Annotated in this window: 15 protein-coding genes; 14 read left to right on the forward strand and 1 reads right to left on the reverse strand. The window is 40.2% G+C overall.

Annotation, left to right across the window (positions count from 1 at the left end; genetic code table 11):
* The 14 genes from ACKWB9_RS02595 to ACKWB9_RS02660 all read left to right on the forward strand — a co-directional run.
* Nucleotides 1-650 (forward strand): DUF4982 domain-containing protein (locus ACKWB9_RS02595; protein ID WP_414001429.1); only part of this gene is annotated, 650 nt, incomplete at its 5' end.
* A 156-nt stretch (nt 651-806) separates the two neighbouring features.
* Entirely contained in the window at nt 807-1,757 is a 951-nt protein-coding gene (locus ACKWB9_RS02600) for an alpha/beta hydrolase family protein (protein ID WP_414001430.1), read from the forward strand.
* Between the two features lie 6 nt (nt 1,758-1,763).
* On the forward strand, nt 1,764-2,552 hold the full coding sequence (locus ACKWB9_RS02605) for an ATP synthase subunit B family protein (protein WP_414001431.1): 789 nt from the start codon (nt 1,764-1,766) through the stop codon (nt 2,550-2,552).
* A 536-nt stretch (nt 2,553-3,088) separates the two neighbouring features.
* Nucleotides 3,089-3,634: a hypothetical protein gene (locus tag ACKWB9_RS02610; protein ID WP_414001432.1), complete on the forward strand. Its 546-nt coding sequence runs from the start codon at nt 3,089-3,091 to the stop codon at nt 3,632-3,634.
* Nucleotides 3,624-3,860 (forward strand): hypothetical protein, encoded by a 237-nt coding sequence (locus ACKWB9_RS02615; RefSeq protein WP_414001433.1) that lies wholly within the window; start codon nt 3,624-3,626, stop codon nt 3,858-3,860. Before ACKWB9_RS02610 ends, ACKWB9_RS02615 begins: the two co-directional genes overlap by 11 nt.
* A 6-nt stretch (nt 3,861-3,866) precedes the next feature.
* Nucleotides 3,867-6,197, forward strand: coding sequence for a molybdopterin-dependent oxidoreductase (locus ACKWB9_RS02620; RefSeq protein ID WP_414001434.1), 2,331 nt, complete (start codon nt 3,867-3,869; stop codon nt 6,195-6,197).
* Nucleotides 6,198-6,200: 3 nt separating this feature from the next.
* The gene (locus ACKWB9_RS02625; RefSeq protein ID WP_414001435.1) at nt 6,201-6,896 is read left to right on the forward strand and encodes a cytochrome C; all 696 of its coding nucleotides are present in this window, start codon (nt 6,201-6,203) and stop codon (nt 6,894-6,896) included.
* On the forward strand, nt 6,889-7,506 hold the full coding sequence (locus tag ACKWB9_RS02630) for a cytochrome C (RefSeq protein WP_414001436.1): 618 nt from the start codon (nt 6,889-6,891) through the stop codon (nt 7,504-7,506). Before ACKWB9_RS02625 ends, ACKWB9_RS02630 begins: the two co-directional genes overlap by 8 nt.
* Before the next feature lie 36 nt (nt 7,507-7,542).
* On the forward strand, nt 7,543-8,685 hold the full coding sequence (locus ACKWB9_RS02635; RefSeq protein WP_414001437.1) for a 4Fe-4S dicluster domain-containing protein: 1,143 nt from the start codon (nt 7,543-7,545) through the stop codon (nt 8,683-8,685).
* 269 nt (nt 8,686-8,954) lie between these two features.
* A complete protein-coding gene (gene dsrP / locus ACKWB9_RS02640; protein WP_414001438.1) occupies nt 8,955-10,199 on the forward strand; it encodes a sulfate reduction electron transfer complex DsrMKJOP subunit DsrP in 1,245 nt (414 codons plus the stop codon).
* Between the two features lie 236 nt (nt 10,200-10,435).
* Nucleotides 10,436-10,813, forward strand: a complete 378-nt coding sequence (locus tag ACKWB9_RS02645; RefSeq protein ID WP_414001439.1) for a DUF7009 family protein — start codon at nt 10,436-10,438, stop codon at nt 10,811-10,813.
* Between the two features lie 319 nt (nt 10,814-11,132).
* Nucleotides 11,133-11,615 carry an RNA polymerase sigma factor gene (locus ACKWB9_RS02650; protein WP_414001440.1) on the forward strand — a complete coding sequence of 161 codons (483 nt, stop codon included), beginning with the start codon at nt 11,133-11,135 and terminating at the stop codon, nt 11,613-11,615.
* Nucleotides 11,612-12,205, forward strand: a complete 594-nt coding sequence (locus ACKWB9_RS02655; RefSeq protein ID WP_414001441.1) for a hypothetical protein — start codon at nt 11,612-11,614, stop codon at nt 12,203-12,205. The genes ACKWB9_RS02650 and ACKWB9_RS02655 overlap by 4 nt, the downstream gene beginning before the upstream one ends.
* Nucleotides 12,206-12,287: 82 nt before the next feature.
* Nucleotides 12,288-12,968, forward strand: coding sequence for a head GIN domain-containing protein (locus ACKWB9_RS02660; protein ID WP_414001442.1), 681 nt, complete (start codon nt 12,288-12,290; stop codon nt 12,966-12,968).
* A 63-nt stretch (nt 12,969-13,031) separates the two neighbouring features.
* On the opposite strand, the gene ACKWB9_RS02665 is transcribed toward ACKWB9_RS02660, so the two are convergent.
* Entirely contained in the window at nt 13,032-13,214 is a 183-nt protein-coding gene (locus tag ACKWB9_RS02665; protein ID WP_414001443.1) for a CPXCG motif-containing cysteine-rich protein, read from the reverse strand.
* Nucleotides 13,215-13,220 lie beyond the last annotated feature (6 nt).

Here is a 13,220-nt window from a genome sequence, read left to right on the forward strand (position 1 = left end):
ACATCTTCAGGATACCGAAGTTTGCGAACTATTTTTATCGGAGCCAAAGGCCCCCGGACGAGAAAATCGTGTTCGGGGACATGGCGATCGGCGGCCCTATGGTAAAGATCGCGAGCTACTGGAACGAAAACTCCCCTTTGCCCGTAAAGGTGTACAGCAACTGCGATGAAGTGGCCCTGTTCCTGAACGGGGAGATCGTGGACAGAAAAAAAATGGAAAGGGACCGATATTCCACACATTTGGAATATCCGCCCTATGTTTTCGATATAAAAACGTTCAAAAAAGGGAAACTTGTGGCCATGGGCTATATCAACGGGGAGAAAGTTTGTGAAGATAAAGTGGTAACATCGGGCGGGGCCCGACAATTGGCACTTGAACTGGATATGGAACATATTGCCCCGGCGGACAACGACATTGTCATTCTGCATGCAAGGGTGCTCGATCAATATGGGAATATGATCCATGATGCCAATGATGAGGTCAATTTTTCCGTTATGTCGGGCAATGCAGAGCTTATAGGTGAAAATCCTGTAAAGGCAAAAGCGGGAATTGCATCGATTCTAATGAAAATCGCAAATAAAGAAAAGCCCATACAAGTCGTGGCAAGCACCCCTACTCTAGATAGTAGTATTATAGAACTCACCCAATAATAAAAGCGGTTAAAGTATGATTAAAATATAAAGGCGAGAATGCTAAAAGTACTAGCCGTAATTATTTTTTCCATATGAAATTCTTAACTTATTCACCTTTGTCTCAATTCATGTAAATTTACCATTATACTCCAAAGCCAATTTTCAACGTTTTTAATGACTGGAAATAAAAATAATTTAACCCAAAGAATCCTAAGTGTAATAGGTGATTTTGAACCCGACAAGCATATAAATCCTAAGGTTATTTATCAGATTACAAATGAGTATATAAAAGACGGGGTACGATTTCAGAAACTTGATTTATTAGTTGATTCAGATGATAAAGTGCCGTGTTATCTTTTAACTCCAATTAATTTAAAAGATAAAGTACCGGGCATTTTGTGTTTGCATCAAACAACAGTAGATAAAGCCATAGGTATAGAGGAAGTTGTTGGTAACCAAGGGAATTTAAATTTCTCTTATGCTTTTGAATTGGCAAAAAAAGGATTTGTGACAATATCTCCAGAATATCCTTTTTTTGGTGATTATTCTATTACAGAAGATAGGGTTTATTCGGAGTTTGGTTATGAAAGTGTTAGTATGAAAGGGTTGATGAATCATATGGCCGCACTAAACCTTCTAGAGAGTTTGTCTTTTGTCAATTCTTCAAAACTTGGATGTATCGGACATTCTTTAGGAGGAACAAATGCCTTGTTACTTACCCATTTTGATAAGAGAATTAAAATTGCCGTAATCAGTGCTGGATTTACGACTTTTGAAAAGTATGCAGCCATGCAAAAAAGTGGCGATTTATCTAGATGGGCATTACGAGATAAATACATGCCTAACGTTTTTTTAAAATATAAGAACGACCCCGCACGAATGCCCTTTGATTTCCCAGAACTTTTAGCATCACTCAGCCCAACTCCCTTGTTCGTTAGCACTCCAACTGAAGATGAAATATTTGATTATTCAGGGGCATTGTTATGTGTAAACAATGCTCAAAAAAAGTATTCCGAAAAAGCCGACTTATCTAATTTTGAACATTATTCTCCAAGAACAAAACATGATTTCCCTGAAAAAATCAGAGCAAGAGCATATTCTTTTATTCATAAAAATTTAAACTAATTAACAATGGAAATTGATGTTATTAATATTCTTGTTGCATTTGTATCGATAATGTTAACCGGCTTTCTATCAATATATCTTTATAGAAAACAGAATAAAAAGTCAAATGAACAAATAAATGAGATTAATGAACGAGCAAAAAAACAATTGGTCGAGGCCAACGAAAGAGCAGAAAAACAATTGGCAGAAGTCAGTAAAAAAGCAGATGAACGACTGGACAAAGTAAATAATGGAGTTGATTTTTATCCAATCAGGGAAGGCTCGATAAACCACAATTTTTATAACCATTTTGAAAGGGTAATCAAGCAAGCAAAAGAAGATATATACATCACCGGCAGAGGTCTTAACATGGATAGCAGGGATAAAAAAATTGCAGAAGATTATATAAAATCATTCAAAAATTCATTATCAAATAATAGTGGATTAATGATTACAAGAGTTCAATATGGAGAAAACGCAAGTGAAGATTGGTATAGTGAGTTTAAAGAACTTTGGCAAAAATTCCCTAAACAATTACATTTTTATGTATTGGACGATTCTTCTAATCACGATATTTTACATGTAGCCACAATAGATCATCAGGATAGTGAAAATTGTGTAACCGAAATAATGCTACCTACAAAAAAAGATGTGGAAGACAAAGAAAAGGAAATAGCCGGATCAGCTATTTTTGTTCAAAAGAATATAGACTTAGCAATAAGCATTAAAAATAGGATAAAATCCATTATTCCTAAATGCAAAAAAATCGATACGATTGAAAAATGGGAAGAATTGATAAATAAACAGACTGTTTAAATCACCCCAACCAATATTTAATCTGATTTTTGATCAAACTCGTGCTTTCTATAATTTTCTTTTCTATACAATATAAATGCCTGTTAAATTGATATTGGATATGGTCATTTACTTCCAATATCGTTAATCTATCTTAAAAATTAATGTAGTAAATAACCGTATTTGGGCGTTAGTTTAGATTCACATTCAATAAAGAAGCCATTGATGTAATCTGAGAATCAATCAGTTTTACTTTTAAAATGCAGAAAGAACTTTTGCCCATCAAGGATTTCCATACATTTTTACAAGTTCCATTTAAAATTTCCAAAAATGACATTTGTCATGTTTTATCTTATTTCCTGCATTTATATTTGAACGATTAAATGGATAAATCCAGTAAACCCTATAAAAAACGTTATTGGATTTTCCTAAAAACATATTGTTGTTCAATCCATGATAAACTAAAATTATAAAAAGGTATTTCCAACTGAATCCTAGGGGTTAAGGGCCGTAACCGAATTTATATCTTAGTATTATGCCTAAGCATCGATAAACCTATGAAACAATGCTACTCCAAGATTCTTTTTTTGCTGTTCATATGTTCATTTGCAACCGCACAAGTAACGATCAATGCAGAACTAAGACCTCGATTTGAATTCCGACACGGTTTTCAAACCCTGTTCCTGGAAAATATAGATCCCGCTGCTTTTATTTCTCAGCGTACTCGGTTAAACGCTGACTATAAAAAGGAATACCTCAACTTCTATTTAAGTGTTCAGGATATACGTTGGGGTGACGTTCCGCAATTGAACAGAGCGGACCGCAATGGGTTTGCCGTGCATCAGGCCTGGGGAGAATCACGATTTACCCCGGAACTTTCCTTGAAATTGGGAGGGCAGGTCTTGAATTATAATGATCAGCGTATTTTTGGTGGGGTAGCATGGGCACAACAGGCACGCAGCTATGATGTGTCTTTATTCAAATACCACAAAAACAGATCTCGTTTCCATCTGGGTGCCGCCTTTAATCAGGATGGGGAATCAAATACGGGAAATACGCTTACTATAGCAAATACGTACAAAAGCATACAATATGCCTATTAAAAGCTATCTGGCACATCCGCATGACGGTAAAAAAGAGTACCTTATACAGGCATTAAGTGCTATGGACGAATGTGAGGTCTTACCCGCAGAAAACAAGGATGTATTGATTCTTGTTACCGAGACGAATTCACGACAGGAAGAAGATATTTTAAAAGAAAAACTAGAATCCATTCCCAGTTTAAAATTACTGGCCATGGTTTCGGGCTTTGACACTCCTAAAACATAAAGTACTATGTACCGATCAATTCATACCAATAGAAGAAGTTTTATTAAAAAAATGGCAATGCTATCGGCTATGACCGCCGCTGCGGGCATGTTTCCGGGAATCATTTTTGCCGACGAACAGGAAAGGGGGATTCCCTCCGATGCAAACCTGGATTGGAAAAAAGCACCCTGTAGATTCTGCGGTGTAGGCTGTGGTGTACTCATAGGTACAGAAAATGGAAAAGCGGTTGCGGTAAAAGGAGATCCCAAATCCCCCGTAAATAAAGGACTGTGTTGTGTTAAAGGTTACCATTCCATCATGGCCCTATACGGTAAGGATAGATTAACAAAGCCTTTGGTCAAAAAGAACGGGAAATACGTGGAAACCTCCATGGATGAGGCATTAGATTTAATCGCCTCCAAAATGCAGGAAACCATTAAAGACCATGGCAAAGATGCCGTTTCCATTTATGGTTCGGGGCAATGGACAATTCCGGATGGATATGTAGCATCAAAATTGTTCAAAGGCTGTATCGGGACCAATAATGTTGAAGCCAATGCCCGTTTGTGTATGGCCACGGCAGTTACCGGTTTCCTTACCTCGTTCGGACTGGACGAACCCATGGGTTGCTATGAGGATATTGATCATGCCGATACATTTGTGCTATGGGGCAATAACATGGCGGAAATGCACCCCGTGTTGTTCTCCCGCTTATTGGACCAACGGTTAAAACGGGGCGTTAAGATCATTGATTTTGCCACACGGACCACCAGAACCAGTATGGCCGCCGATAAATCCATCATTTTTAATCCCCAGACCGATTTGGCCGTGGCCAACGCCATTTGCTATGAAATAATCCGTAATGGTTGGATACATACCGAATTCGTCAAGGAACATTGCAATTTTAAAAAAGGCCTGACGAATATGGGGTATGGCCTGGAGGATAAGTATAAGTTTACCGATAAACCCGAAGCCATAACCTTTGAGGATTATAAAAAGTTCCTAGAAGATTATACCCCGGAAAAAGTATCGCGATTATCCGGAGTTTCCGTAAAGGATATCAAATACCTGGCGGCCCATTTTGGCGACCCCAATAAAAAAGTAATGTCCTTATGGTGTATGGGCATGAACCAGCATTCAAGGGGTACTTGGGTAAACAATCTGGTCTACAATATACATTTGCTGACGGGAAAAATTTCCAGTCCCGGCAACAGTCCGTTTTCTTTGACCGGGCAACCCAGTGCCTGCGGAACCGTACGGGAAGTAGGTACGCTTACCCATAAATTGCCCCATGGAGTGGTCATGAACAAAGAACATCGCGCCTTTGCGGCAAAAATATGGGACGTCCCCGTAGAAAATATCCCGGCCAAGCCCACCTATCATACCGTAGAAATGTTCAGGGCACTGGATAGGGGCGATATTAGATTTATGTGGATACAGGTGACCAATCCAATGGTCACCATGCCCAAATTAAAGCGTTATAGGGACGGTGCCAAAAAAGAAGGACGCTTTATCGTGGTCTCCGATATTTACCCGACCCCCACAACGGACATTGCCGATGTGGTACTACCCTCGGCCATGTGGATAGAGCGTGAGGGGATGTACGGCAATTCCGAACGCCGTACCCAGTATTTTGAACAGATGCTGGAACCGCCCGGTGAGGCCATGAGCGATACCATGCAACTATTGGAGGTTGCCAAACGCATGGGCTTTGAAAAACAATTTTATTATAAGAAAGAAACCCATATTGAAGAAATTTATAACGAATACCGAAAACACCATGAAGGCAAGAAACACAATATGGCGCCTTTGGAGGTATTAAAATCACAACCGGGCGCTTTATGGCCCTATGTAGACGGCAAATCCACAAAATGGCGTTTTAATGCCAAATACGATCCGGCGTGTTCCAATGGAAAAGACTTTCATTTTTATGGCAAAAAGGACGGCAAAGCGGTCATATGGCAACGCCCCTATGAACCGGCGGCGGAAGAGCCCGATGCGGAATATCCTTTTTGGTTGGGCACGGGCCGTGTGGTAGAACATTGGCATACCGGTTCAATGACCCGAAGAATACCCGTACTGCACCAGGCAATGCCGCATGCATATGTAGAATTGAACCCCGGTGATGCCGAACGTCTGCAAATACGAACGGGAGACAAGGTAAAATTAACGACTAGAAGAGGGGAAATAACACTTCCCGCTTCCGTAAATGAACGGGGCGTTCCGGCACCAATGCAGGTGTTCGTACCCTTTTTTGATGAGAACATGCTCATTAACGACATCACCCTGGATTCGTTTTGTCCTATTTCCAAAGAACCCGATTATAAAAAATGTGCGGTTAAGGTAGAAAAGGCATAAAGCATGAAAAGAGCTGTAATTTTGTCCATATTAGCGTTACTGTCCATAGGTTTTCTGATCAATTGGATCTATAGCTATGAAAAAGGCAGGGAAGATGCCTACATCCCTATTTCCAAAGACAAAGAACTCCCGATCATCCCATCGGAAAGTGCCGTTTTTGAACGTTCGGGATTCGCCCTGGAGTATTTGAATATGCCCATGGACGAAAACCATCAAAGGACATTGGATACCTATTATGAAAATAGGGCCTATCCCGGTGCCCCGCCCAGTATTCCACATCCTGTTAAAGAGAAATTGGGGATGGGCGGCGTTACGTGCCTGCAATGTCATCAAAATGGCGGTTTTGTAGAAAAATTCAATGCATACGCACCGGTTACGCCACACCCGGAAATGATAAACTGCAAACAGTGTCATGTAGAACAACGGACCCGATCGCGTTTTAAGGCCACCCATTTCTATAAAAAACCTGCTCCCATTGTTGGGACGAACAACGCTTTGCCCGGTAGTCCGCCCGTAATTCCACATCAACTCCAGATGCGCGAGAACTGCCTGTCCTGCCATGCAGGTCCGGGCGCCGTAAAGGAACTGCGTATAGATCATCCTGAACGCATAAACTGTCGCCAATGCCACGTACCCCGAAAACGTCAATATGAAAATATAGAATTGTTCGTACGCACAAATTCAACAACCAATGATTAAACAGAGTATCCTATCCATATTCATCTTACTTTTCTGCCTATGTTCCTGTGGACATAAAGAGGGGGAATACCATAGCTTAAAGGAAAAGATAGAAGAGGAAGGAAAAAAATATCATGAAACAGATATCTCTTCCGAGACCTATATAGGGGATATCAAAACGATAGAGATCACCGAAGGTGAACATACCTTTCTAATCCCCGAACGCAAAAGCCAAATAAAATCATACGCCTGTACCGAATGCCATACAAAACCATTGGCAGCACTGCAAAATACCAAAACGGGGCAAAAAGCGCACTGGGATATGCAAATAAACCATGCCAATGAAAATGCCATGAACTGTGCCACATGCCACAATGGAAAGGACATGGATAATTTGAACAGTCTAACGGGGAACACGGTCGATTTTAATAAGAGCTTTAAACTATGTGCCCAATGCCACAGTCCACAGTTCGAAGACTGGAAAGGCGGTGCCCATGGGAAAAATATTGGCGGGTGGGCCAAACCCCGGGCAGCCATGACCTGTGTAAATTGTCATAATCCGCACGAGCCGCAAATTGCACCAAAATGGCCCGAACGGTTCAATACCCGAAAAGTTAAGGAACGGGAATAAGAAATTACCATCAATACACAACACAATAATAGAACTATGAGCGAGAAAAAGAAATGGTTTACATTGGATCTGGGACTCAATAACAAGAAACCGGGGGCAAATAGTTGTGGATGTGGAAAAACTGCTGGAGGCTGCAAATCCCACGGTACGCCCTCACCGGGGAATCATCAACATTCCATTACGGCGGAAGAATTTGATGCCGCTGTGGAGGAGGCTATGATCGAAGAAACCGGAAAGGACGGTTTTCAACAGGTTTTTGATGTAAAGATGGACAGACGGAGCGCCTTTAGAAAGCTTACCGCCAGTTTATTGGTCGGGGCCGGGGCCGTACAAACCTCCTGCAGCCTGGTTGCCGGGGAAGAGTCCAAGGAAAAGGCACAAATTGATTGGGAAGAACAGTTTAAGGGCAATTATAAGTTAATGACCCAAGAAGAACGAAAGGCCACAGTTGACCGGTTGGTACGTTCCTATCAACTTCGAAAAAAACAAAATATTAAAATGGCGGCGACAGATGCATCAAAAGATGTGCTCTTCGGCTATGCCTTTAATATCTCAAAATGCCAGGGCTATATGGATTGCGTAAATGCCTGTGTCAAAGAAAACAATCAGGACAGGAATTCAGAAATGCAGTACATCCGTATTCATGAAATGAAGGACGGCGAAGGTTTTAAATTTAATGAAGCCGATGACAATTACTATCATGAAGTACCGGCAGCGGGGCATTTTTATATGGGGACCCAGTGCTTTCATTGTGACAATCCGCCCTGTGTAGATGTGTGTCCCGTAGAAGCTACGTGGCGGGAAGAAGATGGGCTTGTGGTCATTGATTACGATTGGTGCATTGGGTGCAGGTATTGCATGGCGGCCTGCCCGTACGATGGCAGGCGTTTCAATTGGAGTAAACCGGAGGTGCCGGAAAAGGAAATAAACAAAAACCAGCACTATCTGGGCAATAGGATGCGTAAAAAGGGCGTAATGGAAAAATGTACTTTTTGTGTACAACGTTCCAGGGCCGGTAGGGATCCGGCCTGTGTCGAAGCCTGTCCTACCGGTGCCAGGATCTTTGGAAATCTCTTGGATCCAGACAGTACGATCAGATGGGTACTCGAAAACAAAAAGGTATTCCGTTTAAAAGAGGACTTGGGTACCGAACCCAAATTCTGGTATTTCATGGACTAAACCAAAGATTCCGTAGCGTAAAAAATAAACCACTATGGATTTAAATTCCATAGTTTTAATATAAAGAATGAAATTCCTTTTAAGCATAATTTGTCATTCCGAACGAGGTACGAAGAGGAATCCTATTATTATCGAGATTTCTCGTCACTCGTTCCTCCCTCTGTCGAAATGGCAAGTATTCTTTAAAATTTATGAAAACTAAAGTAACTGCAACGAATCTCGATAGCTATCGGGAGCAGGGTTTTAACTTTTAACTAGATAATAAAAGAATGAATACATTAAGGGCTTTTACAAGCATGATCAGGGACAGTTTTGATTACATTACCCATGGCTCAAAAACCTATCATATCTGGATGATTTTCTTAACGGTGATCATGCTCGTTGGCATGTATTGCTATTCCATTCAATTGGATGAGGGTCTAAGTGCTACGGGAATGACAGATAGGGTGAGTTGGGGGCTTTACATTTCCAACTTTACGTTTTTAGTGGGTGTGGCGGCAGCGGCCGTAATGCTGGTAATGCCTACCTATGTCCTACATGATATTGATTTTAAACATGCCGTGCTGATCGGTGAGGGGCTTGCCGTGGCGGCATTGCTCATGTGCCTTGCCTTTGTAATCGCGGATATGGGAGGGCCATCCGTATTATGGCATATGATACCGGGTATAGGCGTATTTAATTTTCCCAGTTCTATGTTGGCTTGGGACGTAATCGTGCTTAACGGATATCTTTTTATCAATATTACCATTCCCCTATATATCCTCTTTCGCCATTACCAGGGTAAGGATGCCAATCCAAAAGTATACATTCCCGGTGCTATCCTATCCGTATTATGGGCCGTGGGCATACATTTGGTCACCGCATTTTTATATGAAGGATTACAGGCCCGTCCGTTCTGGAACAATGCATTGCTGGGACCAAGGTTTTTAGCGTCCGCCTTTGCGGCGGGACCCGCTCTTATCATATTGGTCCTGGCGATAATCCGTTCCTTTACAGCATTTAAAATAGAAGACAGGACCATCAGAAAAATTGCCATGATCGTGGTGGTGGCGGCCCAAATAAATCTGATTATGCTGGTCTCCGAGCTGTTCAAGGAATTTTATGCCCCCACCCACCATAGTGAAAGTGCCTATTACCTGTTTTTTGGATTGGAGGGAAAAACGGCCCTGCTCCCCTGGATATGGACGGCCATTCCATTAAATGTATTGGCCACCGTTTTATTGACGTTCCACAAGCTCCGCAACAATTTTAAAGTGTTATACTTTTGCTGCTTTATCCTGTTTGTGGCCATTTGGATAGAAAAAGGTTTTGGACTGATCGTTCCCGGTTTTATACCCGGCCCTTATGGAAAAATAGCCGAATATACCCCTACGGGCGTTGAAATTGGCGTTACCCTGGGCATTTGGGCAATGGGCGCCTTTATCTTTACGATGCTGGCAAAAACCTCCATTGGTATTGAGTTGGGCAAACTCAGGTATAAGAAAAAAGAAGTTTTGGAATCGGAAACGGTATAAAGTCGTTCCAAGATATAAACGGATGGTCATAAAGGGACACCTAATTAAGTTGACCGACCGATAAATTAGTATTTAAAATTCATGGATGCCGATAAAAAAGTGATGAAACCATAAACAATTATACCAGTTTGATTTTAAAATGTCATATTCCTAATTTGAATTATTTTTTGTTCAGATGAGACATTTTAGAGTTGAATTGGTATTACATCCGGTCTAAAAACAAGAAATAGCAACAGATGAAAATTAGAATAAAAGGAAACTCGATCAGATATAGGTTGACGAAAACAGAAGTAGAAACCTTAAGTAAAAAAGGACGCTATTCGGAAAAAACGAAAATTGGTGATCAAACGTTTCATTATACGGTATGTGCGGATGCCAACAAAACACATCTTGATGCCGCCTTTGCCGATAATACCATTACGTTGTCCGTGCCAAAAAAAGATACCCTTGAATGGCCCGGTAATGAACAGGTGGGCTTTCAACATACCGTAGTTTTGCCAAATGGGGGAAAACTTTCTTTGTTATTGGAAAAAGATTTTGTCTGTATGGATGCCACTTTAGAGGACCAATCCGATAATTATCCCAATCCGAAGCTCGATCAAAACATTTCTTGACCGAATTAAGGCAACCACATTCCAAGACCCATAATATCCATTTTTAGGGTTTGTTTTTTTGTATAAAAGGCAACTATTTGATATCAATACAGGGGAGCATATCATCTTTTGGAATCAAATATTGATAAGTGCAACAAAAATATATCCAATACATTTCATATTGAGCATATCAATTCGCAATAGGGGATTATTGAACCCATCCTGTTAGGAGCATATACATCTATCGTACTCCTTCTAATTCCCATGTCAAATATTCCGTATCGGAATAAAAATCATTAATCGTGTAATAAATGTTCTTTTTAAGCATCTAAAACAATATATGCCGATAGACATTAACGAAATTACCCATCATTATAAATCAAAGATATTCCAGACTTGTCTGGGATACACAAATGATATTGAGGAAGCCAATGATTTAACCCAGGAAGTCCTGATTCGTATTTGGAAAGGAATCAAGAATTTTCGTGAGGATTCAAGTCTTAGCACATGGATTTATAGGATAACCGTAAATACATGTTTGATGTTCCATAGAAAAAACAAAATGAAAAAAATTTCATTTAATGATGTTAATGAATCCTTATTGGACAACGTTCAAAATCTAAGTTATGAGAACGAAGAATTGGAACAACTTAATGACTTAATTTCCAAGTTGAGCGTAAAAGACAGACTAATTATTATTCTGTACCTACAGGATTTATCTTATAAGGATATTTCTGATATAACAGGTATTTCTATCAACTACGTCGGTGTTAAAATTAATAGAATCAAGAAACTATTGTCGAATCAAATGAACAAATTATGAAAGATTTGAAATCAATCTGGAATACGATAAATGATATTCAATTGAAAAAAGTTGAGTTTACAGATGTCAATAAATCCAATGATATTTTTTCAAGACTAGAGAAAGAGGAAAAATTGAGGAAAAGCTATTTTATTTGGATTATTTTATTGGTCCTGACCACCATGTCATTCTTTTCATGGATAATCTATGATACAAGTGGAGTTTTTGGACTAAATCAAGGAATAGGAGTGTGCTCAATTACCGTAGGCAGTATTCTAATAGTGTATCTTGCCCAACTCGTTAAAATACCATTAAACGAATATAGGTATCAACAAACGTCTATTGAATTCTTATTGGTGGTCAAAGAAAAACTATCAAAAAGAAGGCGGTTTCTTATAGGTGGTATTTCCCTACAATTGATTTTCTTGATTATCGGACTACATTTACTGATTTTCCCAAATTTCCATTCAGTTGGCACCCAGGCGGCCCTAGGCTTATATTATGGCACCATGCTTGCTTTGGCCGGTTCTGGTATTGGCATTACAGTGGCCTGCTATAATGCTTATTACAAGCCAATTCTTGAACGAATCAAAGTTTTTCTAAATGAATGATCAATCAATTCCACCGGTTTTTAATCGAATTGTTTTAATTTCCCTCTTTGGAACAACATATCAATTCATAATCAAAACCCAAATGAAAAAATATATCCCATTCCTCGTTATAATGCTCTACACCGTTGTTACGGTCGCCCAGCGTTCCAATACCAAGAACCTGGAGAAATTTACGGAACTCAAGGTTTATGACAGAATTATGGTGACCCTTGTAAAAAGCAATGAAAATAAACTGGTCATTACCGGGGACGACAAAGATGAGGTCGCTATTTCCCAAAAGGGCGATTTATTGAAAATTAAAATGGAATTCGATAATTTCCTGGATGGTAATGAGGCCAAAGCTACTTTGTACTATACGGAAGAGCTGACCTTGCTGGATGCCAATGAAAACGGCAAAATAATGTCCGACGAAGTTTTTAAGGCCTCTAGGGTCGAAATAAAAGGACAGGAAGGCGGGGTCATTAATTTAAAAGTGGACCTGGACCATGTGTACGTCCGCTCGGTATCCGGAAGCGAAATTAAGCTCACCGGCAAAAGTGTTTCACAAGAGATATCCGTTAATACCGGGGGAAAAGCCTATAATGAAGATTTGGACACCCAGGAAACAAAGGTTACCGTATTGGCCGGGGGACGGGCAGACGTAAAAGCGACGGATTTGGTAAAGGCCAAAGTGAAAGCAGGCGGTTCCATTTACATTTATGGCAATCCAAAAACCATTGAAAGGGATAAAGTTTTTGGGGGCAAGATAAAAGAAATGGATTGATATCAATTCTAATTTAAAATTAGCATAGAAGAAAAAGGGCAATTTAAGTCAGAAGCGGCATGGTTACTGGGCAATATCCGTTGCCCGAAAAGAAACCAGTTCCTCCGCTTGAAACCCGGGCGTAACCTCAATAGGATTACAACAGACCTCACAATCTTCAATATAGGTCTGCTGGGCTATGGAAGTGTCCAACAGCATGGATATTTCTTCCCAACAATATGGACATTGAAAAAAATGTTCGTGCATGACAGG

Origin of the sequence: Maribacter spongiae (assembly GCF_047345125.1) — a bacterium.
Lineage (GTDB): Bacteria > Bacteroidota > Bacteroidia > Flavobacteriales > Flavobacteriaceae > Maribacter.